At 71.5% G+C, this 26,424-nt stretch carries 23 protein-coding genes; 14 read left to right on the forward strand and 9 right to left on the reverse strand.

The features are described 5' to 3' along the window. Nucleotides 1-19: 19 nt before the first annotated feature. From C7C46_RS17505 to C7C46_RS17540, 8 genes are all read right to left on the reverse strand, one after another. Nucleotides 20-796 (reverse strand): succinate dehydrogenase iron-sulfur subunit, encoded by a 777-nt coding sequence (locus C7C46_RS17505; protein WP_110670684.1) that lies wholly within the window; start codon nt 794-796, stop codon nt 20-22. Beyond that, nucleotides 796-2,538 (reverse strand): succinate dehydrogenase flavoprotein subunit, encoded by a 1,743-nt coding sequence (gene sdhA / locus C7C46_RS17510; protein WP_110670686.1) that lies wholly within the window; start codon nt 2,536-2,538, stop codon nt 796-798. Before sdhA ends, C7C46_RS17505 begins: the two co-directional genes overlap by 1 nt. Before the next feature lie 31 nt (nt 2,539-2,569). Further along, nucleotides 2,570-3,061: a succinate dehydrogenase, hydrophobic membrane anchor protein gene (gene sdhD, locus C7C46_RS17515; protein WP_110670688.1), complete on the reverse strand. Its 492-nt coding sequence runs from the start codon at nt 3,059-3,061 to the stop codon at nt 2,570-2,572. A 6-nt stretch (nt 3,062-3,067) separates the two neighbouring features. Then, a complete protein-coding gene (gene sdhC, locus C7C46_RS17520; protein WP_110670690.1) occupies nt 3,068-3,451 on the reverse strand; it encodes a succinate dehydrogenase, cytochrome b556 subunit in 384 nt (127 codons plus the stop codon). A 593-nt stretch (nt 3,452-4,044) separates the two neighbouring features. Then, nucleotides 4,045-4,581, reverse strand: a complete 537-nt coding sequence (locus C7C46_RS17525) for a 2-oxo-4-hydroxy-4-carboxy-5-ureidoimidazoline decarboxylase (protein ID WP_425470089.1) — start codon at nt 4,579-4,581, stop codon at nt 4,045-4,047. A gap of 305 nt (nt 4,582-4,886) precedes the next feature. Continuing rightward, nucleotides 4,887-6,386, reverse strand: a complete 1,500-nt coding sequence (locus C7C46_RS17530) for an alpha/beta hydrolase (protein ID WP_245984470.1) — start codon at nt 6,384-6,386, stop codon at nt 4,887-4,889. Between the two features lie 5 nt (nt 6,387-6,391). Continuing rightward, on the reverse strand, nt 6,392-7,153 hold the full coding sequence (locus C7C46_RS17535) for an SDR family oxidoreductase (RefSeq protein WP_110670694.1): 762 nt from the start codon (nt 7,151-7,153) through the stop codon (nt 6,392-6,394). 209 nt (nt 7,154-7,362) lie between these two features. Beyond that, nucleotides 7,363-9,441: a S53 family peptidase gene (locus C7C46_RS17540; protein ID WP_110670696.1), complete on the reverse strand. Its 2,079-nt coding sequence runs from the start codon at nt 9,439-9,441 to the stop codon at nt 7,363-7,365. Nucleotides 9,442-9,988: 547 nt separating this feature from the next. Here C7C46_RS17540 and C7C46_RS17545 point away from each other — a divergent pair. The 11 genes from C7C46_RS17545 (at nt 9,989) to C7C46_RS17595 (ending at nt 22,164) form a co-directional block, all read left to right on the forward strand. After that, on the forward strand, nt 9,989-11,218 hold the full coding sequence (locus C7C46_RS17545) for an amidohydrolase (RefSeq protein WP_110670698.1): 1,230 nt from the start codon (nt 9,989-9,991) through the stop codon (nt 11,216-11,218). Nucleotides 11,219-11,398: 180 nt separating this feature from the next. Next, entirely contained in the window at nt 11,399-12,475 is a 1,077-nt protein-coding gene (locus C7C46_RS17550; RefSeq protein WP_110670700.1) for a BMP family lipoprotein, read from the forward strand. 350 nt (nt 12,476-12,825) lie between these two features. After that, complete coding sequence (locus tag C7C46_RS17555) at nt 12,826-14,391, forward strand: ABC transporter ATP-binding protein (protein ID WP_245984476.1); 1,566 nt, start codon at nt 12,826-12,828, stop codon at nt 14,389-14,391. A gap of 5 nt (nt 14,392-14,396) precedes the next feature. Next, on the forward strand, nt 14,397-15,551 hold the full coding sequence (locus C7C46_RS17560; RefSeq protein WP_110670702.1) for an ABC transporter permease: 1,155 nt from the start codon (nt 14,397-14,399) through the stop codon (nt 15,549-15,551). Next, nucleotides 15,548-16,843 carry an ABC transporter permease gene (locus C7C46_RS36575; RefSeq protein WP_110670704.1) on the forward strand — a complete coding sequence of 432 codons (1,296 nt, stop codon included), beginning with the start codon at nt 15,548-15,550 and terminating at the stop codon, nt 16,841-16,843. The genes C7C46_RS17560 and C7C46_RS36575 overlap by 4 nt, the downstream gene beginning before the upstream one ends. Continuing rightward, complete coding sequence (locus C7C46_RS36580) at nt 16,840-17,238, forward strand: cytidine deaminase (protein WP_281278556.1); 399 nt, start codon at nt 16,840-16,842, stop codon at nt 17,236-17,238. Before C7C46_RS36575 ends, C7C46_RS36580 begins: the two co-directional genes overlap by 4 nt. A 122-nt stretch (nt 17,239-17,360) precedes the next feature. After that, entirely contained in the window at nt 17,361-18,638 is a 1,278-nt protein-coding gene (locus C7C46_RS17575; protein WP_110670708.1) for a thymidine phosphorylase, read from the forward strand. Between the two features lie 164 nt (nt 18,639-18,802). Then, nucleotides 18,803-19,318, forward strand: coding sequence for a hypothetical protein (locus C7C46_RS17580; protein ID WP_110670710.1), 516 nt, complete (start codon nt 18,803-18,805; stop codon nt 19,316-19,318). A gap of 97 nt (nt 19,319-19,415) precedes the next feature. Then, nucleotides 19,416-20,252: a DUF4097 family beta strand repeat-containing protein gene (locus C7C46_RS17585; protein ID WP_110670712.1), complete on the forward strand. Its 837-nt coding sequence runs from the start codon at nt 19,416-19,418 to the stop codon at nt 20,250-20,252. A 143-nt stretch (nt 20,253-20,395) separates the two neighbouring features. Next, the gene (locus C7C46_RS17590) at nt 20,396-21,379 is read left to right on the forward strand and encodes an ATP-binding cassette domain-containing protein (protein ID WP_110670714.1); all 984 of its coding nucleotides are present in this window, start codon (nt 20,396-20,398) and stop codon (nt 21,377-21,379) included. Continuing rightward, a complete protein-coding gene (locus tag C7C46_RS17595; RefSeq protein WP_110670716.1) occupies nt 21,379-22,164 on the forward strand; it encodes an ABC transporter permease in 786 nt (261 codons plus the stop codon). The genes C7C46_RS17590 and C7C46_RS17595 overlap by 1 nt, the downstream gene beginning before the upstream one ends. Before the next feature lie 98 nt (nt 22,165-22,262). On the opposite strand, the gene C7C46_RS17600 is transcribed toward C7C46_RS17595, so the two are convergent. Next, nucleotides 22,263-23,537, reverse strand: coding sequence for an MFS transporter (locus C7C46_RS17600; RefSeq protein ID WP_110670718.1), 1,275 nt, complete (start codon nt 23,535-23,537; stop codon nt 22,263-22,265). A 27-nt stretch (nt 23,538-23,564) separates the two neighbouring features. Here C7C46_RS17600 and C7C46_RS17605 point away from each other — a divergent pair, with 27 nt between their 5' ends. The 3 genes from C7C46_RS17605 to C7C46_RS17615 all read left to right on the forward strand — a co-directional run bounded on the left by C7C46_RS17605 (nt 23,565) and on the right by C7C46_RS17615 (nt 26,345). After that, nucleotides 23,565-24,515 (forward strand): LysR family transcriptional regulator, encoded by a 951-nt coding sequence (locus C7C46_RS17605; protein WP_110670720.1) that lies wholly within the window; start codon nt 23,565-23,567, stop codon nt 24,513-24,515. Nucleotides 24,516-24,576: 61 nt separating this feature from the next. Then, nucleotides 24,577-25,725, forward strand: a complete 1,149-nt coding sequence (locus C7C46_RS17610; RefSeq protein WP_110670722.1) for an adenosine deaminase — start codon at nt 24,577-24,579, stop codon at nt 25,723-25,725. 200 nt (nt 25,726-25,925) lie between these two features. Next, the gene (locus C7C46_RS17615; protein ID WP_110670724.1) at nt 25,926-26,345 is read left to right on the forward strand and encodes a hypothetical protein; all 420 of its coding nucleotides are present in this window, start codon (nt 25,926-25,928) and stop codon (nt 26,343-26,345) included. The last annotated feature ends 79 nt before the right edge of the window (nt 26,346-26,424 follow it).

Raw genomic sequence — 26,424 nt, forward strand, 5'->3', positions numbered from 1 at the left:
TGTTGCGGTGTCAGCGGTGTCAGAAGCGGCGGGTCACCAGGGCGCGCTTGACCTCCTGGATCGCCTTCGTGACCTCGATGCCACGCGGGCAGGCCTCGGAGCAGTTGAAGGTGGTCCGGCAGCGCCAGACGCCCTCGCGGTCGTTGAGGATCTCCAGGCGCTGCTCGGCGCCCTCGTCACGCGAGTCGAAGATGAAGCGGTGCGCGTTGACGATGGCGGCCGGGCCGAAGTACTGGCCGTCGTTCCAGAAGACCGGGCAGGACGAGGTGCACGCGGCGCACAGGATGCACTTGGTGGTGTCGTCGAAGCGCTCGCGGTCCTCGGCGGACTGCAGGCGCTCGCGGGTCGGCTCGTTCCCGTTGGTGATCAGGAACGGCATGACGTCCTTGTACGCCTGGAAGAACGGGTCCATGTCGACCACCAGGTCCTTGAGGACCGCGAGGCCCTTGATGGCCTCGATGGTGATCGGCTGCTCCGGGTTCACGTCCTTGATCAGCGTCTTGCAGGCCAGGCGGTTGCGGCCGTTGATCCGCATCGCGTCGGAGCCGCAGATGCCGTGCGCGCAGGAACGGCGGTAGGTCAGGGTGCCGTCCTGCTCCCACTTGACCTTGTTGAGCGCGTCCAGGACGCGCTCCTTCGGGTCCATCAGGAGCTGGTAGTCCACCCACACCGGGTCCGGGTGCTCCTCCGGGTTGAACCGGCGGATCCGGAGGGTGACGGTGATCAGCTGGACCGCACCGGACTCGGCCGCGTCCAGCGCCGCCGAGTGCGGGGCGTCGATCGTGGGGGCGCTCATCAGTACTTACGCTCCATCGGCTGGTAGCGGGTCGTGACGACCGGCTTGTAGTCGAGGCGGATCGAGGTGGTGCCGTCCGCGGCAACCTCCTGGTACGCCATGGTGTGCTGCATGAACTTCACGTCGTCACGGGTCGGGAAGTCCTCGCGGAAGTGGCCGCCGCGCGACTCCTCGCGGGCCAGCGCGGAGACGACCAGTACCTCGGCCAGGTCGAGCAGGTTGCCCAGCTCCACGGCCTCCAGCAGGTCGGTGTTGTAGCGGTAGCCCTTGTCCTGGATCGCCACGTGCTTGTAGCGCTCGCGCAGCGCCGCGATGTCCGCACTGGCCTGCTTCAGGGTGGCGCCGGTGCGGTAGACCATGGCGTTGACGTCCATGGTCTCCTGCAGCTCCTTGCGGATCTGCGCGACCGACTCGGTGCCGGTGGACTCGCGCAGGCCGTCGACCAGCGCCTGCACCTTCTCGGCCGGGTTGGCCGGCAGCGCGACGAACTCGTTCTTGCCCGCGTAGTCGGCGGCGGCGATGCCGGCCCGCTTGCCGAACACGTTGATGTCGAGCAGCGAGTTGGTGCCCAGGCGGTTGGCGCCGTGCACGGACACGCAGGCCACCTCGCCGGCGGCGTACAGGCCCGGGACGACGTCGGTGTTGTTCCGCAGCACCTCACCCTCGACGTTGGTCGGGATGCCGCCCATCGCGTAGTGCGCGGTGGGCTGGATCGGGATCGGGTCCGTGTAGGGCTCGATGCCGAGGTAGGTGCGGGCGAACTCGGTGATGTCCGGGAGCTTGGCGTCCAGCTGCTCCGGCGGAAGGTGCGTCAGGTCCAGGTAGACGTGGTCGCCGTCGGGGCCGCAGCCGCGGCCCTCGCGGATCTCGGTGTAGATCGCGCGCGAGCAGACGTCACGGGACGCGAGGTCCTTCATGACCGGGGCGTAGCGCTCCATGAAGCGCTCGCCGTCCTTGTTGCGCAGGATGCCGCCCTCACCGCGGGCACCCTCGGTGAGCAGGATGCCCATCCGCCAGATGCCGGTCGGGTGGAACTGGAAGAACTCCATGTCCTCCAGCGGCAGGCCGCGGCGGTAGACCAGCGCCTGGCCGTCACCGGTGAGGGTGTGGGCGTTGGAGGTCACCTTGTAGAACTTGCCGGTGCCGCCGGAGGCGAAGACGACCGCCTTGGCCTGGAAGACGTGGATCTCGCCGGTGGCCAGCTCGTAGGCGACGACGCCCGCGGTCTTGCCCTCGTTGATCAGCAGGTCCAGGACGTAGAACTCGTTGAAGAACTCGACGCCGTGCTTGACGCAGTTCTGGAACAGCGTCTGCAGGATCATGTGACCGGTGCGGTCGGCCGCGTAGCAGGAGCGGCGGACCGCCGCCTCGCCGTGGTTGCGGGTGTGGCCGCCGAAGCGGCGCTGGTCGATCCGGCCGGCCTCGGTGCGGGAGAAGGGCAGACCCATCTTCTCCAGGTCGAGGACCGCGTCGATGGCCTCCTTGCACATGATCTCGGCGGCGTCCTGGTCGACCAGGTAGTCACCACCCTTGACCGTGTCGAAGGTGTGCCACTCCCAGTTGTCCTCCTCGACGTTGGCGAGGGCGGCGCACATGCCGCCCTGGGCCGCGCCGGTGTGGGACCGGGTCGGGTAGAGCTTGGTCAGCACCGCGGTGCGGCTGCGCTGCGTCGACTCGATGGCCGCGCGCATTCCGGCGCCGCCGGCGCCGACGATGACGGTGTCGTACTGGTGAATCTGCATGAGTGTTGACTCGCCTCTGGTCCTGCGCCGATTAGATGTTCGGGTCGAAGGTGAAGATCACCAGGGTGCCCAGCAGGACCGTGAAGACGGTCGCGACACCCATCAGGGTCTTCAACCAGAGCCGAGTCGAATCCTTCTCGGCATAGTCGTTGATCACGGTGCGCATGCCGTTGGCGCCGTGCAGCATGGCGAGCCAGAGCATCAGCAGGTCCCAGCCCTGCCAGAACGGCGAGGCCCAGCGGCCCGCGACGAACGCGAAGTTGATCCGCGAGACGCCGCCGTCCAGGGTCAGCATGATGATCAGGTGACCCAGGATCAGCACGACCAGCACGACGCCGGACAGGCGCATGAAGAGCCAGGCCAGCATCTCGAAGTTGGTCCGCGTGCGGCGCGGGGTCTTCGTGGTGCGGGTGCGCGGGGGCTGGATCACGAACTGGTCGGCGGGGTTGCCGGTGCCCAGTCCCCTGCCGGTGTGCGCCTGGGAGGAGGAGACCAGCTCGACGTCGTTGATGTCAGTGGACATTCCGGATCAGCCCTTCCCGAACCAGTTGGTCAGCGTGTGCTGGAGGATCGGGTAGAAGGCGCCGGCCATCAGGACGACCCAGACACCGACGACGCTCCACAGCATCTGCTTCTGGTACTTGGGGCCCTTGGACCAGAAGTCGACGGCGATGACCCGCAGACCGTTCAGCGCGTGGAACAGGATGGCGGCGGTCAGGCCGTACTCCATCAGGTTCACGAGCGGGGTCTTGTAGGTCGCGATGGTCGAGTCGTACGCGTGAGGCGAGACCCTGACGAGCGCGGTGTCGAGGACGTGGACGAGAAGGAAGAAGAAAATGAGGACGCCAGTGACTCGATGAGCCACCCAGGACCACATGCCTTCGCGGCCGCGGTACAGCGTTCCAGCCGGCACGGAAAACCCTCCGGAAGCGGTTGAAGGGCTCGGCCGGCTTCGGTGTCGGTCAGCCCGGCCGGGTACGGTCCACCGGCCGCGAGCATCCTATCGACGCCCCGTCGGGAACCGCCTCCGGGGGGTTTGAGTGTGATCAATCAGGCACGAGCGGCCTAACCAGACCCGTTCGGGTGACGCAGGGTCACCAATCGGCTGCGGTGCGGTGCCAATTCCGCGTCGCCGACGCCGATCGAGGACCGATGCCGCAGCACCGAGCCCGTCCCGCCGCTCCACGTGGCGCTGCTCGGCCACCCGGCGGGCCGGGCCGCCGCCGTGCTGTCGGGGCTGGACCGGGTGCCGGCCGGCTGCACCGCATTCGGGACGATCGCGCCGGACCGGTCCCGGCCGCACCCGGCACCTGCTGGCCAAGGCCGACACGCCCACTCCGGAGGGAGCGGACGCGGTCAGCACCTTCACCCTGACGAGTGGTGCGGACGAACCCGCGCTCACCCAGCGGGCCGCGGTGGTGCGGGTCGGCGGCGGTACTGGCCCGGAAACGCAAACTGCGCGCCGCCCAGCGCTCAGGGGGCGACGCGCAGTCAGCAGCTACTGCGTCAGCTCGCGCTGCTGGAGGCCACCAGGTGCTCCAGCCGGTTCAGCGCGATCCGGCGCAGTTCCTCGGCGGCGATCAGGCGCTCCTCGTCCGGCTCGTTGGCCAGCCTGGTGCGGATCGAGCTGAGCACGGTGTCGAGCATCTCCTCCGGATCCACACCGTCCAGGCAGACCACGAAGACGTGGCCGAACCGGGACTCGTAGGCGGCGTGCGCGGCGCGCAGCGCGGTGTGCGCCGCCTGGCTCCCCGGGGCCCGCATGCCGAGCAGCGGCTGCGGCATCCAGCTCTCGTCGGCCAGTGCCTCGGCCAGGTCGCTGGGCCGCAGGTCGTAGGAGGCCTCGCTGGCCGCGGCCAGCAGTGACTCCAGATCGGGGTAGGGGCGGTGGGCGGTCAGGCGCAGGGCCCAGCGGTGGCTGCCGCAGCAGGCGAGCAGGGCCTCCTCGGCCGCCCCGGGATCGGCCTCGTTGAATCGGAGCAGGCCGGCCGCGGGGCCGTCGTTCGAGCAGGGGGCCGGTCCGGTCGGCCGGGGTGCTGGGATACCGACCCGATCAGCGGCGCTGTCGGTCGGATGATCGCTGGCCAGCGGGTCCTCCTCGGGAGGCGGTGACGCGGACGAGGCGCCGAGACGGGTGGGCTCATGGGTCGGACACAACCAGCATGGATCACGCCAGGGCGAAGGGTCGCTCGCCCGCGCGGGTCCGTGGTGCTCCCGGGCAGCGGGTCCACGGTAGTTGAGCGCTCATCAGTTGGGGAGGGTGCCCGCGCAATTCACTCTGACGAGCTATCAAGTTGTGACCAGCGAGCTAACGGGTCATGGCCGGTACCGGTCAGGACTACTCCGGATCAGCCGGCGCAAGTGGTCCCCGCAGCGGGTCGGACGCCGCTGACCAGGTAGGTGTCGAGGGCCGCGGTGACGCAGGCGTTGCCGCTGCCGAAGGCCGCGTGGCCCTCGCCCTGGCGGGTCAACAGGGTCGCGTCGGCCAGCCCGTGGGCCAGATTGACCGCCGCCTGGTACGGGGTGGCGGGGTCGCCGGTTGAGCCGATCACCAGGATCGGGGCGCTGCCGTCGGCCCGCACCGTGTGCGGCTGCTCGGTAGTGCGGAACGGCCAGTCGCTGCACCCGGGGTCCTGGACGTCCTCAGCGGTGGTGTCCCGGTTGAGCAGCGGAGCCTGCTGCTTGAGCTGGGCCAGCACCTGCTGCACCCGCTGCGGCGAGGGAACCGGGCTCGGCGCGTCGGCGCAGCCGATCGCGGTGTGCGCGTCGTCGGAGGAGTTGTAGTGGCCGCCGGCGTCGCGGCCGTTGTACGCGTCCGCCGCGGCCAGCAGCGGCGCGCCGTCGTGCTGGTCGATCCCCGCGCTGAGCGCCGCGCGCAGCTCGCTCCAGGCGGTGCCCTGGTCGCCGTAGAGGAACATCAGCGCGCCGGTCCAGCCCAGCGCCGAGGTGAGCTTGCGCCCGTCCCGGTCCTGGGTGGGCAGGGGGGCCGCGCGCAGGCCGTCCAGGAACTCGGCGGCCCGCAGGCCGGCCCGGGCCGGATCCTGGCCGAGCGGGCACTCCTGCGGGTGGGCCGTGGCGCAGTCGGCGGCGAAGCGCTCCAGCGACTTCTCGAAGCCGATCTGCTGCTGCACGCCCGCGTCCAGCTTGTCCTGGGCCGGGTCCACCGCGCCGTCCAGCACCAGGCGGCCGGTGCGCTGCGGGAACTCCTCGGCGTACAGCGCGCCCAGGTAGGTGCCGTAGGAGACGCCGAGGTAGTCGAGCTTCTCCTGGCCCAGGGCCTGGCGCAGCCGGTCCATGTCGCGGGCGGTGTTGCGGGTGCCGACGAAGGGCAGCAGCTTGCCGGCGTTGGCCTCGCAGGCCTGGGCGTACTCCCTGGCCTGCTGCTCCCGGAAGGCCAGGCGGGCCTGCGGGTCGGCCGGGTCGTCCTGCTGGTCGGCGGCGTCGCGCTGGCGGTCCGTCAGGCAGCGCACCGGCGAGGAGTCCCCGGTGCCGCGCGGGTCGAAGCCGACGATGTCGTAGCGGTCGTGCAGCGGCCCGGCGAACTGCTCGGTGCCGTCCCGGACCATGGCCACCCCGGACTCGCCGGGGCCGCCCGGGTTGACCACCAGCGAGCCGATCCGCTGCCCGGCGTCCCGGGCCGGCTCGCGGACCACGGCCAGCTCGATCGCCGGGCCGTCCGGCGCGGCGTAGTCCAGCGGGACCTTCAGCCGCCCGCACTGCAGACCTGACCCGCAGGAGCTCCAGGAGATCCGGTCGTAGGCGGCGGGGGCCGGGCGTCCGGTCGAGCTGCAGGCGCTGAGCAGCAGCGCGGCGAGCAGGGCCGGCACCAGCAGGCGGCGGAAGGTCACGGCGGTCAGTCCCGGTGCACCTTGTAGTTGGACGCCTGGGCGCGCGGGCGCACCACCAGCAGGTCGATGTTGACGTGCGAGGGGCGGGTGACCGCCCAGGCCACCGTGTCGGCGATGTCCTCGGAGCTGAGCGGCTGCGCGACGCCCTGGTAGACGGCGGCGGCCCGGGCCTCGTCGCCGCGGAACCGGGTGATCGCGAAGCCCTCGGACTTCACCATGCCCGGGGCGATCTCGATCACCCGGATCGGCTCGCCGACCAGCTCCAGCCGGAGCGTGGCGGCGATGGTGTGGGCCGCGTGCTTGGCGGCGACGTAGCCGCCGCCGCCCTCGTAGGCGGCCAGCGCGGCGGTGGAGGACAGGATCAGCACGGTGCCGTCGCCGCTGTCCCGCAGCGCGGGCAGCAGAGCCTGGGTCATGTGCAGCACGCCCAGCACGTTCACCTGGTACATCGCCAGCCAGTCCGCCGGGTCGCCCTGTTCCACCGACTCGGACCCGAAGGCCCCGCCGGCGTTGTTGATCAGCACGTCCACCGGGCCCAGCTCGCGGGCGAAGGCGTCCACCGCGGCCCGGTCGGTGACGTCCAGGGTGACCGCCGTCGCGGTGTGGCCGTCGGCCTGGAGCTCCTTGGCGAGTTCCTCGATCCGCTCGGTGCGGCGTGCGGTCAGCACCACCGCGAAGCCCTCGGCGGCCAGCCGGCGGGCGGTTGCCGCACCGATCCCGCTGCTCGCTCCGGTGACCACCGCGACCGCCTGTCGACCGGTACCCATGACCCGTCCTCTCCTCGCACCCGTCCTCGTACCCGTGTACGGCCCATCATGGCAGGCGGGCGGTGGGCGGGCCGGAGGGCGGCTCCCGTCGGCGCAGCCGCCGTCACACGCACGGGGAGCTGCCGACACGCGCGCGTGGGGCCGCCGACACACACGTGTGGGGCCCCGGAGCGAACTCCGGGGCCCCACAGGTTCACCGACTACGAGGATCAGCCCTCGTTGCCCTGCGCATCGCCGGCGTGCAGGAAGGAGCTCAGGAAGCCCTTGCCCGGGGTGCCGAGGCCGGTCGCGGTGTCGTAACCCGGGGTGGCCTTGAGGCCGAAGTCCGCGCCGATCTTGTACAGGCGCACCCGCAGCGAGCCGTTGACCACGCCGAGGTCGACCACGTTGCCGAGCTTGCCGTGGTTCTCGGTGTCGTCGATGTCGTTGTAGATGCGGTCGTTGTCGCCACGGGCGTACAGCGCCGGGTTGGCGAAGCCGAGGGTCTTGCCGCCACGGGCCTGGATGGCGTCGGCCAGCATGCCGGCCAGCTCCGGGGAGGAGACCGAGGTGCCGCCGTAGCCGCCCTCGCTGTAGGCGCCGCCGGCCGGGGTGTAGCCGACCAGGGTGGAGGCCACCAGGTCACCGCTCATCGCGATGTCCGGGGTGGCGCGCAGCGGGGTGGCCGACTTGCTGCCGTCCGCGGCGGTGTGCGACACCGAGTTCGGGACGATGCCCTTCTGGTACCACGGCTGGGCGATGCCCTTGGCGACGCCGCCGCCACCGCCGAAGTAGAAGAAGCCCGGCATGGGGCTCCACGACTTCTGGTCGGCCGACAGCACCGAGCGCTGGTCGCCCATGGAGACCTCGTCGGCGTAGTCGCCCTTCTTGTTCCACAGCTCCAGCGCGGTGCCGCCGACGGCGGTGACCCACGGGGAGGCGGACGGCCACTGGGCCTGGGCCTGGTTGGTGTCGGCCTGGCAGTTCACGCCGGTGGCCGCGGCACCCGGCGAGTTGTCGCCGCAGTCGCCGGAGGAGACGGTGAAGCCGATGCCCTCGACCGCGCCGAGCATGAAGATCTGGTTGTCCGCGGCCTCGACGGCCGGGTCCAGGTCCCCGCTCTTGCCGTGCATGATCTCGCCCCAGGAGTTGGAGACCACGTCGGCCAGGTGGTTGTCGACGATGTTGGCCAGCGCGTCGCCCAGGTCCTGGTCGTAGCAGGAGTTGGCGCCGACGTAGACCACGTTGGCGTCCGGCGCGAGGCCGTGCACCATCTCGACGTCCAGCGCCTCCTCGCCCGACCAGTCGCCGCAGTCGGCCTGGTGCTGGAAGTTGGCGGGGGTGACGACCTCCTTGTACTGCCCCGGCGCGAACGGCTTGTCACCGTGCGCGACGGAGAAGTGGTTGGCGTCGGCCTCCATGGTGCCCAGGCCGTAGGCGTCCACGATCGCGACGGTGGCGCCCTTGCCGGACAGGCCGGACTTGGTGACGCCGTAGGCGCGGCGCAGCTGCGAGGTGGTGTACGAGCAGGGGGAGAACGGCTCGTTCTTCTCGTAGCCGGCCGGCGCGCCCTTGGCGATCAGCGAGTCGTAGCCGTCCTCGGAGCAGGTCGGCACGGTCGGCAGGGTGTCGGCAGCGGCCAGCACGCCCGGCGCGGCCGCGCGGGCGGCCTGCTGGGCAGCCTGGGCCTTGGCCTCGGCGGTGGCCTGGGAGATCGCCTGCGAGGCGGACTTGCCGGCCGCGCTGGTCAGGCCGGAGATGTTCAGCACCGCGCCGGAGACCGAGGCGGGCAGCTGCACGTCGGACACCGGCGCGGAGCGGACGCCGCTGTCGGTGCGGAAGTTGTGGAACGAGGTGCCGAAGGCCTTGGCCATCGCACCGGTGGTGCCGGAGACCTGCAGGTAGTGCGTGGTCACCGCGTCCACGGTCAGGCCGGCGCTCTGGACCCACTCGGTCACGGCCTTGACCTGCTCGGGGGTGGCGCCGAAGCGGGCCTTGGCCTCCGCGGCCGAGAGGTACTGGCCGTAGTGCGGCGAGTTCGGCGAGGAGACGGCCTGCGCGTAGGCGGCGAGGGACTGCGGGTCCTTGCCGGCCAGGTAGATCCGGGCGGCGTTCGGGGTGCCGTCGGGCACGGCGCCGGTGTCGGCCTGGGGCGTGGCCCAGGCAGGATGCGTTCCCTGGAGCTGCGTGGCGCCCGTGGAGGCGTCGGCGAAGGCCGGGGTGGCGATGGAGATCGTCCCCAGGACCAGGGCGGCGGCGGGGGCCGCCACAGCTATCCGGGAAAGCCGGCTGCGCTTGGCTGCGGGCACGTGGGTTCCCCACTCTCATGTGGTGCGCCGCGGACGCGCTTCGTGGGCGCGGTCCGGACGCGGGCAGGACGGATCGCCCCGTTCGACCGTGCTCCTGACGGAGGGTCGTGCGGCGCGTGGGTTTTGACTGTGCGGACGTTGTCTATTCGCTCGGACGGTCGAAGCTCAAGAGTTCGTCTGATTTTTTTGCCAGCGCATGACCTGGGTGTCCGCATCCTGACACGCGCACGCCATCCGTCCGTGGGTCGGCGGACAATCGCTGGTCGGGCGGGGGATGCCGGTTCGTTACCGTGGCGGCGGCCGGTCGTTGCACAGGTTCATCGCCCTGCGCAGCAGCTCACCCGGGGAAGGCGGTCAAAAGCTGATGTCATACCCACCGGCGGGCCGTGTATGCGCCAATTCAGGGGTTGATTTGGCCGATGTCAAGCCAAACACAGGCCGCCCCCATACCCTTGTTGGGGTGAACCGTCCTCAGCCGGCCGCGCAGGCCGCACCACTGGCTCCCGCGTCCGCCCCGGTCACCTCGGGATCACCGAAGGGGAAGGCGATGACCAGTCACCAACCGTCCCGGACGGAGGAGTTGACGCTCCGTTCGAGGGTGCTGGCGCTGCAGCCCGAGCTGGTCGAGTTCCGCCGCGACCTGCACCGCCACCCCGAGCTCGGCCGCCAGGAGTACCGCACCACGGCCAAGCTCGAGGAGCGGCTGACCGCCGCCGGACTGCGGCCCCAGGTGCTGCCCGGCGGCACCGGACTGCTGGTCGACCTGGTGCCCGGCGGCACCCCGTCCGGGACCCCGCTGCTGGCCTTCCGGGCCGACATCGACGCGCTGCCCATCGCGGACGCCAAGACCGAGGTCCCGTACCGCTCCACCGTCCCCGGCCAGGCCCACGCCTGCGGCCACGACGTGCACACCACGGTGGTGCTGGGCACCGCGCTGGTGCTGGCCGAGGCGCTGCGCGAGGGGCGGCTGACCCAGCCGGTGCGGCTGATCTTCCAGCCCGCCGAGGAGATGATGCCCGGCGGTGCGCTGGACGTGATCGCGGCCGGCGGGATGGAGGGGGTCGGCCGGATCTTCGCGGTGCACTGCGACCCGAAGGTGACGGTGGGCCGGATCGGCCTGCGCACCGGCGCCATCACCTCGGCCTGCGACGCCCTGGTGCTCAGCCTGGACGGCCCCGGCGGGCACACCGCCCGCCCGCACCTGACCTGCGACCTGGTCACCGCGATCGGCCGGATGGCCGCCGACCTGCCCGGCGCGCTGGCCCGCCGGATGGACCCCCGCTGGGGGGTCAGCCTGGTCTGGGGCCGGATCGCGGCCGGATCGGCGCCCAACGTGATCCCGCAGCACGCCGAGCTCGAGGGCACGGTGCGCTGCCTGGAGCTCGACGGCTGGCGCGAGGCGCCGGACGCGCTGCACGAGCTGGTGAGCAAGATGGCCGAGATCCATCGGGCCAAGTGGTCGCTGGACTACAAGCGGGGCGTGCCGCCGGTGGTGAACGAGGCGGTGTCGATCTCCCAGCTGGACACCGCCATGACGCGGCAGTTCGGTGCGCAAGGTGACGTGGTCGTGGAGGAGACGGAGCAGTCCCTGGGGGGAGAGGACTTCTCCTGGTATCTGGAGCACGCGCCGGGCGCGCTGGCCAGGCTCGGCGTGCGGGCGCCGGACGAGAGCGCGGTGCGCGACCTGCACCAGGGCCGGTTCGACGTGGACGAGCGGGCGATCGGGATCGGGGTCGAGCTCTTCACATCGCTCGCACTGGAGCATTCACGTCCCTGACGGCTCAGCCGTGGGAGACTCAGGGGTGCGCGTCGCAGGCCCGTGGCGTCCGACGCGCCCCTTGTGCCACGGTTTGATAACAACCCGAATGGCCCGGCACCCCGTAATAGAACCGTGTTCTACGCGCGTTACGGTGGCGCCAGACCACGCCAAACGGGTGTGTAAGAAGGAGATACTCCCTTGCGCCGTTCAGTAAAGCTCGCCGCGGTGGTGCTCTCGGGCTCCCTGGGCATCGCCTCGCTCGCCGCTTGCGGCGCAAAGAGCACCGACAACACCACGACCTCCGCGGGCGCCTCCGGCTCCTCGCTCAAGGTCGGCATGGCCTACGACATCGGCGGCCGCGGCGACCAGTCGTTCAACGACTCCGCCGCCCGCGGTCTGGACAAGGCCAAGACCAGCCTGGGCGTCCAGGTCAACGAGGCCGAGGCCAAGCAGGGCGAGTCGGACGCCGACAAGGAGGCCCGCCTCAACAGCCTGGTCACCGCCGGCTTCAACCCGGTCATCGCGGTCGGCTTCGTGTACCAGTCGGCGGTCGAGAAGGTCGCCAAGGCCAACCCGAACGTCAAGTTCGCGATCATCGACTCGGCCTCCGACACCCAGCCCTCGAACGTCACCTCGCTGACCTTCTCGGAGCAGGAGGGCTCGTTCCTGGCCGGTGTCGCCGCCGCCTCGAAGACCAAGTACAAGCAGGTCGGCTTCATCGGTGGCGTGCAGACCGAGCTGATCAAGAAGTTCGAGGCCGGTTACCGCGCCGGTGTCCAGTCGGTGGACCCGTCCATCAAGGTCGACGTCAAGTACCTGACCACCCCGCCGGACTTCACCGGCTTCGCCGACCCGGCGAAGGGCAAGTCGGCCGCGCAGGGCATGCTGGACAACAAGGACGACGTGATCTACACCGCGGCCGGCTCCTCCGGCTCCGGTGCGATCGAGGCCGTCGCCACCGACACCGCCAACAAGAACGCCTGGGCCATCGGTGTCGACTCCGACCAGGCCAGCCAGCCGGCGCTGTCGAAGTACAAGGACCACATCCTCACCTCCATGGTGAAGAACGTGGACACCGCGGTGTACACCTTCATCAACAGCATCAAGACCGGCAGCCCGCTGACCGGTGTGAAGAACTTCGACCTGAAGCAGGGCGGTGTCTCGCTGGCCACCACCGGTGGCCACATCGACGACATCAAGGCCAAGCTGGACGAGGCGACCTCGAAGATCACCTCGGGTGCCACCGTGGTCCCGACCGCTCCGCCGGCCGGCTGACCCTCGTTCAGCGGTAACCCGCAGCGGTAACCCGTAGTAGTACCAGCGTTTCTGGGGAGGGGCCCGGTGGGTCGCGCGCGAGCGCACTCCGCCGGGCCTCTCCCGTTCCCCGGGGGCCTGCCCGCCCCTCCGTGACTCCCCGGCCCTCCCCCCAGCGCAACGAAGCGCCTGCCGAGCATCAGGAGATCGCCATCACCGCTTCAACCCCCTCCCCGAGCAAGGGAGGCGACCCCGGCGCGGGGACGGCGGCCGCAGCCGTCGAGCTGCGCGGCATCACCAAGCGCTTCCCCGGCGTGGTCGCCAACCACGACATCAACCTCACCGTGCGGCCCGGCACCGTGCACGCCCTGATGGGCGAGAACGGCGCCGGCAAGTCCACGCTGATGAAGATCCTCTACGGCATGCAGCGCCCGGACGAGGGCACCATCGCCATCAACGGCGAGCAGGTGGAGTTCTCCAGCCCCGGCGACGCGATCGCCCGCGGCATCGGCATGGTGCACCAGCACTTCATGCTGGCGGACAACCTGACGGTGCTCGAGAACGTGGTGCTGGGCGGCGAGAAGCTGCACGGGATCGGCGGCCGGGCCCGGGCGAAGATCATGGAGATCTCCGACCAGTACGGCCTCAACGTCCGCCCCGACGCGCTGGTCGAGGACCTTGGCGTGGCCGAGCGGCAGCGGGTGGAGATCCTCAAGGTGCTGTACCGCGGCGCCCGGATCCTGATCCTGGACGAGCCCACCGCGGTGCTGGTGCCCCAGGAGGTCGACGCGCTCTTCGGCAACCTGCGCGAGCTCAAGGCCGAGGGCGTCACGGTGATCTTCATCTCGCACAAGCTGCACGAGGTGCTCTCGGTGGCCGACGCGATCTCGGTGATCCGCCGCGGCACCACGGTCGGTGACGCCGACCCGCAGCAGGTGACGGCCCGCCAGCTGGCCGAGATGATGGTCGGCAGCGAGCTCCCCTCGCCCGAGAGCCGCGAGTCCACGGTGACCAGCACCGAGATGCTCCGGGTCGAGGCGCTGCGGATCGCCAAGCCGGACGCCGAGGGCATCGAGCGGGTGGTGCTGGACGACATCTCCCTGACCATCCGCAAGGGCGAGGTGCTCGGCATCGCCGGCGTCGAGGGCAACGGCCAGGCCGAACTGGTCGAGGCGATCATGGGCATGCTGCCGCTGACCGCCGGCACCGTGACGCTGGACGGCACGGACCTGACCGGCGCGCTCACCCGGTCCCGGCGCGAGGCCGGCATCGGCTACATCCCCGAGGACCGGCACCGCCACGGCCTGCTGCTGGAGGCCCCGCTCTGGGAGAACCGGATCCTGGGCCACGTCACCGAGGAGCCCAACTCCAAGGGCTTCCGGCTGGACCCGGCCGCGGCCCGCAAGGACACCCTGCGGATCGTCCAGGAGTACGACGTCCGCACCCCCGGCATCGAGGTCACCGCGGCCTCGCTCTCCGGCGGCAACCAGCAGAAGCTGATCGTCGGTCGCGAGATGAGCCACCGCCCCAAGCTGCTGATCGCCGCCCACCCGACCCGCGGCGTGGACGTCGGCGCGCAGGCGCAGATCTGGGAGCAGATCCGCACCGCCCAGCGCGAGGGCCTGGCGGTCCTGCTGATCTCCGCCGACCTGGACGAGCTGATCGGCCTGTCCGACGCGATCCGGGTGATCTACCGCGGCCGCCTGGTCGCCGACGCCGACCCGGCCACCGTGACCGCCGAGGACCTGGGCACCGCGATGACCGGCGCCGCCTCCGGGCACCTGGAGTCCGACGAGACCGCGCTGGCCGAGGCCGCCGCGATCGCCGACGAGCAGTTCGGGCGCAGCGACGCGCCGGGCGGCGGGGCCACCGGGACCGACGAACCATCAGACGCACCTGCTGACACCGCTGCCGACGACGCGCAGGCGGGGGAGTGACCGACATGACCACTTCGACCGAACCGGCCCAGCGGGGCCGGCTGCAGCGGATCGACTGGGAGAAGGTGGGGCTGAGCCTGGCGGCGCCGGTGCTGGCCGTCGTCATCTCCGTGGTGATCAGTTCGATCGTGCTGGCGGTCTCCGGGCGCGACCCGTTCCAGGCGTTCAACATCATGGGGACCTACGGGTCTGCCTCGGACGCCCAGGTCGCCACCCTGAACAAGGCCACCACCTACTTCATCTCGGGCATCGCGGTGGCCTTCGGCTTCCGGATGAACCTGTTCAACATCGGCACCGAGGGCCAGTACCGCCTCGGCGCGCTGTTCGCGGCCTACGTCGGCGGGGCGGTGAACCTGCCCTCCTTCCTGGAGATCCCGCTGGTGCTGCTGACCGCGATGCTGGTCGGCGGCCTGTGGGCGTCGATCGCCGGCGTCCTGAAGGTCAAGCGCGGCGTGAGCGAGGTCATCGCGACCATCATGCTGAACGCGATCGCCACCTCGGTGGTCGGCCTGCTGCTCATCCCGGGCCGGTTCGCGCCGACCGTGAGCGGCACCAGCAACAGCATCCAGACCAAGGACATGGCCGCCTCCAGCGACTTCTTCACCATCACCACCCAGGGTGGCGAGCTGTACGGCTTCGTCATCGTGGCCGTGGTGCTCGGCATCGCCTTCCAGCTGGTCCTCAACCGCACCCGGTTCGGCTTCGACCTGCGGGCCACCGGCCGGTCCGAGGCGGCGGCCCAGGCCAGCGGCGTGAACGTCAAGCGGATGGTGCTGACCAGCATGGTGGTCTCGGGTGCGCTGGCCGGTCTGATCGGCATGCCCGACCTGCTGACCACCACTCACCACTTCGGCCAGACCTTCCAGCTGAACCTGGGCTTCATCGGCATCGCCGTGGCACTGCTCGGCCGCAACACGCCGGTCGGCATCGCGATCGCCTCGCTGCTGTACGCCTTCCTTGACGTGACGGCCGTTCAGCTCCCGCTGAAGGGGGACTTCCCCCAGGAGATCGTCCAGGTCATGCAGGGCACCATCGTCATCTGCGTGGTCGTCGCCTACGAACTGGTGCGCCGCTACGGCCTCAAGCGCCAGCAGCAGAAGGTCGGCGCCCAGCTCGCCGCTCAGGCCGCCGCGGCCGCCAAGAAGGAGGTCGCCGCGTGAGCAGCAACTTCACCACCGAGTTCGGCAAGCGACTGCTGAGCCCGAACCTCAACAAGCCCGTGGGCAGCGGTCCGCGCCGGGGCAAGATCTCCTGGCCGGTCCTGCTGCTGTTGATCGCCGGTGCCCTGGTGCTCTTCTCGGCGGTCGCCGCCGTGACCGGCAACCACGGCCTGACCTCCTCCGGCCAGGTGGAGGCGGCGATCGGCGCCGCCGTGCCGATCGGCATGGCCGGCCTCGGTGGCCTGTGGTCCGAGCGTGCGGGCGTGGTCAACATCGGCCTCGAAGGCATGATGGTGGCCGGCACCTTCTGCGGCGCCTGGGCGGGCTACCTGGTCAACCCCTGGGTCGGCGTGCTGGCCGGAATGGCCGGCGGCGCGCTCGGCGGCCTGCTGCACGCGGTGGTCACGGTGACCTTCGGGGTCGACCACATCGTCTCCGGCGTCGGCATCAACCTGCTGATCCCGGGCATCTGCGCCTACGTCAACAAGATCTACTACAAGGACTACGTAGCCTTCGGCGCGGGTGCCAACCAGTCCCCGCCGGCCGACTCGCTGCCGCAGATCACCGTTCCCGGCCTGTCCTCCTGGCTGGAGACCGTGGAAGCGCACCACTGGTTCCTGGTCTCCGACATGGCCGGCATCCTCGGCGGACTGGTCACCAACCTGTCGGTGGTGACCGTCTTCGCGGTGCTGCTGCTGATCGGTACCTACTTCCTGCTCTGGCGCACCACCTTCGGCCTGCGGCTGCGTTCCTGTGGGGAGAACCCGACCGCCGCCGAGTCGCTGGGCGTCAACGTCTACAAGTACAAGTACTACGCGGTGATCGCCTCCGGTGCCTTTGCGGGCCTGGCGGGCTCCTACCTCTCGCTGGTGCTCTCGCACTTCTACAAGGACGGGCAGACCGGCGGCCGCGGTTACATCGGTCTGGCCGCGATGATCTTCGGCAACTGGATGCCGGCCGGGCTCTCGGTCGGTGCCGGGCTGTTCGGCTTCACCGACAGCCTGCAGTTGCGTGACCAGGCAGCGGTGCACGACCTGCTGCTGATCGTCGCGATCGCGCTGGCTCTCTTCGCCCTCTGGCAGTTCTACCGGCGCAAGCTGGTGTCGGGCGTGGTCTCCCTGGTCGTCGCGGGCGCTCTGGCGGCCTGGTTCGCCACCACGGACAGCGTGGAGGTGCCGATCATCCAGGCGACCCCGTACATCATCACGCTGGTGGTGCTCGCGCTGGCCACCCAGCGACTGCGCCCGCCGAAGGCGGACGGGCAGATCTACCGCAAGGGCCAGGGCAAGTGACGGATCTTCAGCAGGCCCCCGACTGGGAGGCCCTGCGGGTCGCGGCCCGGGACGCGATGTCCCGGGCCTACGCCCCGTACAGCAAGTTCCCGGTGGGCGCCGCCGCGCTGGTGGACGACGGGCGCGTGGTGACCGGCTGCAACGTGGAGAACGCCTCGTACGGGCTGGGCCTGTGCGCCGAGTGCGGGCTGGTCTCGGCGCTGCACGCGAGCGGCGGCGGCCGACTGGTCGCGTTCACCTGCGTGGACGGGGCCGGGCAGCCGCTGATGCCCTGCGGGCGGTGCCGGCAGCTGCTGTACGAGCACGGCGGCCCCGAACTGCTGGTGGAACTGCCCTCCGGGATCAAGCCGATGACCGAGGTGCTGCCGGACGCATTCGGGCCGGAGCGGCTGTAGCGCCACCAGTGTGACGCGCGTAGAGTGACGCGGGGGCGGCCTGAGCAGTGGCCGCCCCCGCCTTGCCTTTCTCCACCCCGACTTTTCTCCCGTCTAGTTGTTCAGCACTTTGGAGCACTGCCATGGACGTCATCTCCGTCATCCTCACCAAGCGTGACCGCCGCGAGCTGACCGATGATCAGATCGACTGGGTGATCGACGCCTACACCCGGGGCGAGGTGGCGGACGAGCAGATGTCCGCGCTGGCGATGGCGATCCTGCTGAACGGGATGAACCTGCGCGAGATCAGCCGCTGGACCGAGGCGATGATCCGCTCCGGTGTCCGGATGGACTTCGCCGCGCTGGGCGTGCCGACCTCGGACAAGCACTCCACCGGCGGCGTGGGCGACAAGATCACCCTGCCGCTGGCCCCGCTGGTGGCCGCCTGCGGGGCCGCGGTACCGCAGCTGTCGGGCCGCGGCCTGGGCCACACCGGCGGCACCCTGGACAAGCTGGAGTCCATCCCGGGCTGGCGGGCGCTGCTCAGCAACGACGAGATGATGGACGTGCTGCGCTCCTCCGGTGCCGTCATCTGCGCGGCCGGTGACGGGCTGGCGCCGGCCGACAAGAAGCTCTACGCGCTGCGCGACGTGACCGGCACGGTGGAGGCCATCCCGCTGATCGCCTCCTCGATCATGTCGAAGAAGATCGCCGAGGGCACCGGCGCGCTGGTGCTGGACGTCAAGGTCGGCTCCGGCGCGTTCATGAAGAACCTGCCGGACGCCCAGGAGCTGGCCCGCACCATGGTCGGCCTGGGCCGCGGCGCCGGGGTGAACACGGTGGCGCTGCTGACCGACATGTCCACCCCGCTCGGCCTGACCGCGGGCAACGCGCTGGAGGTGCGCGAGTCGGTGGAGGTGCTGGCCGGCGGCGGACCGGCGGACGTGGTCGAGCTGACCGTGGCGCTGGCGCGGGAGATGCTGGCCGCGGCGGGCGTCGCGGGCAAGGACCCGGCCGACGCGCTGCGCGACGGCTCGGCGATGGACCACTGGCGCCGCATGATCACCGCCCAGGGCGGCGACGTGGACGCCCCGCTCCCGGTGGCCCGCGAGCAGCACGTGATCGCGGCCCCCGCCTCCGGAGTGCTCACCGCGCTGGACGCCTACGCGGTCGGCGTCTGCGCCTGGCGCCTGGGCGCCGGCCGGGCCCGCAAGGAGGACCCGGTCCAGGCCGGCGCGGGCGTCGAGATGCACGCCAAGCCGGGCGACCTGGTCACCGCCGGCCAGCCCCTGCTCACCCTGCACACGGACACCCCGGAGCGCTTCGACTACGCCGTCGAGGCCCTGACCGGCGGCATCGCCGTCTCCCCGGCGGGCACCGAGTACACCCGCACACCGCTGATCCTGGACCGGATCGTCTAACTGGGTGGTTCTACGACCGCCGCACGGGCGGCCCGCGCGATGGCGCGGGCCGCCGTTCGTGTTTTCGCAGGTTGGCGCCAGCGTGATGCCAGGCGGTGGCATTGGTGACGCCAATGGCGCCACGTGGGCTGGACATGGCGCCATTGTGGTGCCATATTTGAGGCATGGACCTCACGCCCTATGTCGAGAACCTCCGCCAAGAGCTAGCGATCGCCGCGGCTGCCGGCGGGGAGGAGGCCCGCGAGCTTGCTGAGCGGCTCACGGCGCCGTTGGAGTCGGCCACTCGGCTGACCTTGCTCAGTGCGTTGTCGGCCGCGATGGGCGAGGTGACGCAGGAGTTGGCGCCCGGATCGGTGGACGTCAGGCTGCGCGGAGTGGACCCGGAGTTCGTGGTGGCACTGCCGCCGACCGAGGTGGAGTCGAGTGGCGCCATCATGGCGCCACCTGCTGCGCCGGCGCTGCCGCCCGTGGACGCGGACGACGCCGGGACGGCCCGGATCAACTTCCGGCTGCCGGCCCACCTGAAGTCCCGGGTGGAGGACGCGGCGGGCCAGGAGGGCCTGTCGGTCAACGCCTGGCTGGTCCGCGCCGTCGCCACCGCACTGGAGCCCGCCGACCGGGGCCGCGCCACCACGACCCGCCACCGCGGCGGCCAGAGCTTCACCGGCTGGGTCCGCTAGCGGCCTCCCGCGCCCCACCTTCCACGCTGTACCGCTTTACCCCTTCACCCGCCTGACCTGCGGGAACACCCAAACGAGCCAAGAGGACGGCACACCCATGCCTACGTACGAGACCACCGGCCCGATCACCGCGACCATCGAGTTCGACGTCGCCAAGGTGCGGATCATCGCGAGCGAGCGGACCGCGGCCACCGTGGAGGTGCTGCCCTCCGACGGCGGCAGCGAGCGGGACGTGGACACGGCCCAGCAGACCAAGGTCAGCTACGCCGCCGGCAAGCTGCTGGTCAAGGGCCCCAAGAAGCGCTCCCTGTTCGCCAAGGTCGGCTCGGTGGACGTCACTGTCGAGCTGCCGGCCGGCTCCGAGGTGCAGGGCACCCTGGCGCTCGGCGACTTCCGCGGCGAGGGCCCGCTGGGCGAGTGCCGCCTGAAGACCTCGGCCGGGGACATCGAGCTGGACCAGAGCGGGGCCGCCAACCTGCGCACCTCGCACGGCGACATCTCGCTCCGGCTGGCGCTGGGCGACGTCGAGGTGACCGGCGGCGGCCGGGTCGAGCTCGGCCGGCTGCAGGGCGCCGCCTCGGTGAAGAACAGCAACGGCGACACCTCCGTGCAGGAGGTCGGCGGCCCGCTGGTGGCCAAGAACTCCAACGGCAAGATCTCCGTCGGCAGCGCCCTGGGCAACGTCGAGGCGAAGACCGCCAACGGTGCGATCCGGCTCGGCGAGGTGGTCGGCGGCCAGGTGGTGGCCAACACCAGCCTGGGCGAGATCCAGGTCGGCATCCGGGAGCACACCGCCGCCTGGGTGGACGCCGGCACCGACTTCGGCACGGTGCGCAACTCGCTGGGCACCGCCGAGGGTCCCGAGACCGCCGAGCGCACCGTCGAGCTGCGGCTGCGCACCGGGCTCGGCGACATCCTGATCAACCGGGCCTGATCAACCGGGCCTGATCAACCCACGCCTGCCACGCCCACCACCCCTGAGCTGCCGTCACCCGTCCCTCGTCACTGATCCGCCGTCACCGGCCCCCCTGCCCCCCGGCCCCCGAGTCCCGATCCCGTTTCCGAGAGGCGACCGCAATGACCAGCGTCCTCACCAGCGGCACAGTCAGCACCGACACCGGCAACGCGAGTCCGGCCGCGATCAGCGCCGTCGGCCTCGCCAAGTCCTACGGCGACAAGGTGGTGCTCGACGGCATCGACCTGCGCATCCCCGAGGGCACCGTGTTCGCCCTGCTGGGCCCGAACGGGGCCGGCAAGACCACCACCGTGCAGATCCTCTCCACCCTGATCCCCGCCGACGCCGGCGCCGCCCAGGTGGCCGGGTACGACCTGGCCACCGCCCCCGACGGGGTGCGCGGGGCGGTCGGCGTCACCGGCCAGTTCGCCGCGGTGGACAACCTGCTCACCGCCGAGGAGAACCTGCTCCTGATGGCGGACCTGCAGCACCTGCCACGCCGCGAGGGCCGGCGCCGTGCGGCGCAGCTGCTGGACCGCTTCGACCTCACCGAGGTGGCCCGCAAGCCGGCCGTCACCTTCTCCGGCGGCATGCGGCGCAAACTGGACCTGGCGATGACCCTGGTCGGCGAGCCCCGGGTGATCTTCCTGGACGAGCCGACCACCGGGCTGGACCCGCGCAGCCGGCGGACCATGTGGGAGCTGATCCGGGACCTGGTCGAACGGGACCGGGTGACCGTCTTCCTGACCACCCAGTACCTCGACGAGGCCGACCAGCTCGCCGACCGGATCGCCCTGCTGGACCACGGCAAGCTGATCGCCGAGGGCACCGCGGAGGAGCTCAAGCGGCTGATCCCGGGCGGCCACCTGCGGCTGCGGTTCGCCGATGCGTCCCAACTCGACGCCGCTGCCGCACTGTTCACCGCCTCGGCGCGGGAGGACGAGGCGCTGGCGCTGCGCATCCCGGGCGAGGCCTCGATCGCCGCGCTGCGCACCGTGCTCGACACCCTGGACGGTGCGGCGGTGCGCGCCGAGTCGCTCACCGTGCACACCCCCGACCTCGACGACGTCTTCCTCACCCTCACCGGCCGCCAGGAGCGTGCGTGATGACCAGCCTGTCCTATGCCCTCGCCGACTCCACCACCATGGTGCGGCGCAACCTCAAGCACGCACAGCGCTACCCGTCGCTGACCTTCGCGGTCGTGGTGATGCCGGTGGTCCTGCTGCTGATCTTCAACTACGCCTTCGGTGGCGCGCTCGGCGCCGGGATCGGCGGTCCGGCAGCCGGCGGCCACTACATCGACTACCTGGCTCCCGGGATCATCCTGATGGCGGCCACCGGGGGGTCGCTGGGCGCCGCCATCGGTGTCTGCACCGACAAGACCGAGGGGATCGTCAACCGGTTCCGCACCATGCCGATCTCGAAGGCCTCCTTCCTCGCCGGCCATGTGGTCGGCGGCGTGATCCAGACCATGGCGAGCATCGCGCTGGTGGTCGGGGCGGCCCTCGCGATGGGCTTCCGCCCGACCGCCGGGGTGGTGGAGTGGCTGGCCGCGGCCGGCCTGCTGACCCTGCTGGTGTTCGCACTGACCTGGATCGCCGCCGCGATCGGCCTGGTCGCCAAGACCCCGGAGTCGGCCAGCAACCTGCCGATGCCGATGCAGTTCCTGCCCTTCTTCGGCAGCGCGATCGTGCCGACCGCCACCATGCCCGCCGGCCTGCGCTGGTTCGCCGAGTACCAGCCGTTCACCCCGGTGATCGAGACCCTGCGCGGCCTGCTGCTGGGCGGACCGATCGGCAGCTCCGGCCTGGTCGCGGTGGCCTGGTGCCTGGGCCTGACCGGCCTCGGCTACGGATGGGCCCGCTCGGCCTTCGCGAAGCTGGGGCGGTAGCGGCCCTGAGTGCCCCGTCCGGGGGAATGGCCCTCCGGATCCGACCCGCCGCCAGTGCGAGGACCGGACAGCCGCAGGGCCGCAAGCAGCCTCGACGCTCATACCGGCTGCGTACCCACCGCCGTCGCTCGTCGGGCCGACACTGCGCGGCGGGTGGCGTACAGCGTGACCCCCGCGGCCATGGTCATCGCGATCAGGCCGACCAGGGCCGAGCCGGTCCAGCCGATCGCGTGGTAGGCGTCGGCGCCGATCGTCCCGCCGAGGCTGTTGCCCAGGTAGTAGGCGATCAGGTACAGCGCCGAGGCCTGGGCGCGGCCGTGGGTGGCGGTGCGGCCGACCGCCGAGGAGGCGGTGGCGTGGCCGGCGAAGAAGCCGGCCGTGATCAGGACCAGGCCGAGCAGGGCGCCCGCCAGCGAGGCGGTGAGCGAGAGCAGCAGCCCGGCCGTCGTGCAGCCGATCGCCACGTACAGGGCGCCGCGGCGGCCCAGGCGCCCGGCCAGGCGGCCCGCCCCGGCGGAGGTGGCGGTGCCGACCAGGTAGACCACGAAGATCGAGGCGGCCACCGACTCGGGCAGGTGGAAGGGGGCGGCGATCAGTCGGAAGCCGACCGTGTTGTAGACCGCGCCGAAGACCGCCATGAAGAGCATTCCGAGCGCGTACAGCCGCAGCAGCAGCGGGTCGCGCAGGTGCCGGCCGACGGTGCGGGCCAGCGCGGACGCGTCCACCGGGGTCCGCCGGAAGTGCCGGGCCCGCGGGATCAGCAGGCGGAAGGCGCCCGCGGCCGCCAGCGCCAGCAGCGCCGAGGTGGCCAGCCCCCAGCGCCAGCCCCAGGCGGCCCCGGCCCAGCCGGCCACCAGCCGCCCGCCCATGCCGCCGATGCTGTTGCCCGCCACGTACAGCCCCATCGCCGAGGCCAGCGCGCTCGGGTGCACCTCCTCCGCCAGGTACGCCATCGCGGTGGCCGGCAGGCCGGCCAGCGCCGCCCCCTGCAAGGCGCGCAGGGCGACCAGGGTGCCCAGCCCCGGGGCGAACGGCAGGGCCAGTGCGATCAGCGAGGCGGCCAGCACCGAGGCGGTCATCACCGCGGTGCGCCCGAAGCGGTCGGAGAGCGCGCTGGCCGGCAGCAGGGCCAGGGCCAGTCCGAGGGTGGCCGCGGAGGCGGTCCAGCTGGCCTGACCGGGGGTCAGGCCCAGGTCGCCGGAGAGCAGCGGGAGCAGGCCCTGGGTCGAGTAGAGCAGCACGAAGGTGGCGATCCCGGCGGCGAACAGCGCGAGGTTGGAGCGGCGGAAGTCGTGGTGGCCCGGACGGAGCCTCGGATCAGCGGGGACGAGGGCATCCGCGGTGACGGACGCCCTGGTATCGGCGGCAGGCATGACAGGAACGTAGCTCCGCCCGGTTCGATGCGTCCAATACATGAATGGCGGATAATCCATACCGTGCTGCATGAATCGACCGCCGCCCTGCTCGCTCCCCGGCTCGCCCAGTTCGCCGCCGTGGCCCGGCTGGAGCACGTCACCCGGGCCGCCGAGGAGCTCGGCATCCCGCAGCCCACGCTCTCCCGGGCGATCGCCCGGCTGGAGGCCGAGCTGGGGGTGCCCCTGCTGCTGCGCGAGGGCCGCGCGGTGCGGCTGACCCGGGCCGGCCGGCTGCTGCTGGACTCGGCCGAGCGGGTGCTGGCCGAGCTGGAGCGCGGGGCGCAGGCCGCCCGGGCCGAGGCCGACCCGGAGACCGGGCGGGTCGCCTTCGGTTTTCTCCACACCCTGGGGACGGACGTGGTGCCCGCACTGCTGCGCGGCTTCCGGGCCGAGCACCCGAAGGTGCGCTTCCAGCTGGTGCAGGACTACTCGGCCTCGATGCAGGACCGGATGCGGGCCGGCGAGCTGGACCTGTGCCTGGTCTCGCCGATCCCGCAGGATACGGACCTGACGGTCCGTCCGCTGGACGAGCAGGTGCTGCACCTGGCGGTCCCCGCCGACCACCGGCTGGCCGGGCGCCGCCGGATCCGGCTGGCCGAGGCGGCCGAGGAGCCGTTCGTCGCGGTGGCGCCGGGGTACGGGCTGCGCGCGATCACCGACGAGTTCTGCGCCGAGGCCGGGTTCGCCCCGCGGATCGCCTTCGAGGGAGAGGACGCCGAGACGCTGCGCGGGCTGGTCGCGGTCGGGTTCGGGGTGGCACTCCTGCCGCCCGGGCTGGCGCCGCGTCCGGGGGTGGTGGACCTGACGGTCACCGCGCCGCGCACCCGGCGGGTGATCGGGCTCGCCTGGCTGGCCGGACGGCCGCTGACCGCGCCGGCCGCGGCCTTCCGCGACTTCGCCCTCTCCCGCCGCGGGCGGCTGCTGGACCACGGGTGAAGCCGCGGGCACCCCCGTGTGGCCGTTAGGAATCTACGCGCGTAGGCCTTACACTCCCGCAATGGAGAAGCAGACCTCTGTCCCCGCGGGCACCACGGCCCCGCGCGTTCCCACCGCCGACCAGATCCGCCGCGCTCCCAAGGTCGTGCTCCACGACCACCTGGACGGCGGCCTCCGCCCCGAGACCATCGTCGAGCTGGCCGCCGCCACCGGCTACCAGGGCCTGCCCACCACCGACCCGGCCAAGCTGGGCACCTGGTTCCGCGAGGCCGCCGACTCCGGCTCGCTGGAGCGCTACCTGGAGACCTTCGCGCACACCTGCGCCGTCATGCAGACCCGTGACGCGCTGGTCCGGGTCGCCGCCGACTGCGCCGAGGACCTGGCCGCCGACGGCGTGGTCTACGCCGAGGTCCGGTACGCGCCCGAGCAGCACCTCGAGGGCGGGCTGACCCTGGACGAGGTGGTCGAGGCGGTGCAGGAGGGCTTCCGGCTCGGCGAGGCCAACGCCCGGGCGGCCGGCCACCGGATCCGGATCGGCACCCTGATCACCGCGATGCGCCACGCGGCCCGCTCGCAGGAGATCGCCGAGCTGACCAACCGCCACCGCGACAACGGCGTGGTCGGCTTCGACATCGCCGGTGCCGAGGCCGGCTACCCGCCCACCCGCCACCAGGGCGCCTTCGACTACCTCAAGGGCGAGAACAACCACTTCACCATCCACGCCGGCGAGGCCTTCGGCCTGCCCTCGATCTGGGAGGCCCTGCAGTGCTGCGGCGCCGACCGGCTCGGCCACGGGGTGCGGATCACCGACGACATCACGGTGGCCGAGGACGGCTCGGTCCAGCTGGGCCGGCTGGCCGCCTACGTGCGCGACAAGCGGATCCCGCTGGAGATGTGCCCCACCTCCAACCTGCAGACCGGGGCTGCCAGTTCCTACGCCGAGCACCCGATCGGGCTGCTCACCCGGCTCAAGTACCGGGTCACGGTGAACACCGACAACCGGCTGATGAGCGGCACCAGCATGAGCCAGGAGTTCGCCCACCTGGTCGAGGCCTTCGGCTACGGCCTGGACGACATGCAGTGGTTCACCGTCAACGCGATGAAGTCGGCCTTCCTGCCGTTCGACGAGCGCCTCGCCATGATCAACGACGTGGTCAAGCCGGGCTACGCGGAGCTGCGGGCCGAGTGGCTGTTCGGGGGAACGGCCTGATTCTGGCTGCTCTGACGAATCGTCACATCCGTTCGCTCATACGGTATGACGGTTCACTCTCCGGGATTAGCCGCCTTTGATCCGCGTGCAACCCAGTGTCTACGGTGGGCCAGTCACTGCTGACACCGGTGCGTGGCACACCCCGTGGGATTCCCCCGGGGTGCCCGGCGCCGGACCGACGAGGACACGAGGTTTCACTCATGAAGCAGGCCACTCTCAAGGCTGCCGGTACCGCTGCACTCGGCGTGGTCATCGCGGCGGCCGCCGCGGGCACCGCCTCGGCCGCCGCCGGCGGTCTCAGCGCGCTCCCCACCGGCGCGCTGCCGGACACGGGTGGCCTGACCGGCAGCCTGGGCAAGGCGCCGGCGGTCGGCGGCCCGGTCTCGCAGACCACCGGCCTGCTGAACCCGGGCGCCGGCACCCCGGCCCAGGCGCCGGCCCCCGCGGCCGAGGCCCCGGCCGACCCGGCCGCCGCGCCGGCGATGGCCCCGGGCGGTGCCAACCGCGGTCTGCCGGTGGGTGCGGTCGGCGGTGTCGCCAAGCAGGCCGGAGGCCCGCTGGGCGGCGTGCTCGGCGGTGCGGTGCCGATCGGCGGCGGGCTGCCCGGCCTGGGCGGCTGAGCAGCCTCCCACCCCGCCTGGGCGGCTGAGCGGCCTCCCAGCCCGCGACCCCGCGCACGGCACAGCGCGTGGGGAGCGA

Source organism: Streptomyces tateyamensis, from assembly GCF_003205575.1.
GTDB classification, from domain to species: domain Bacteria; phylum Actinomycetota; class Actinomycetes; order Streptomycetales; family Streptomycetaceae; genus Kitasatospora; species Kitasatospora tateyamensis.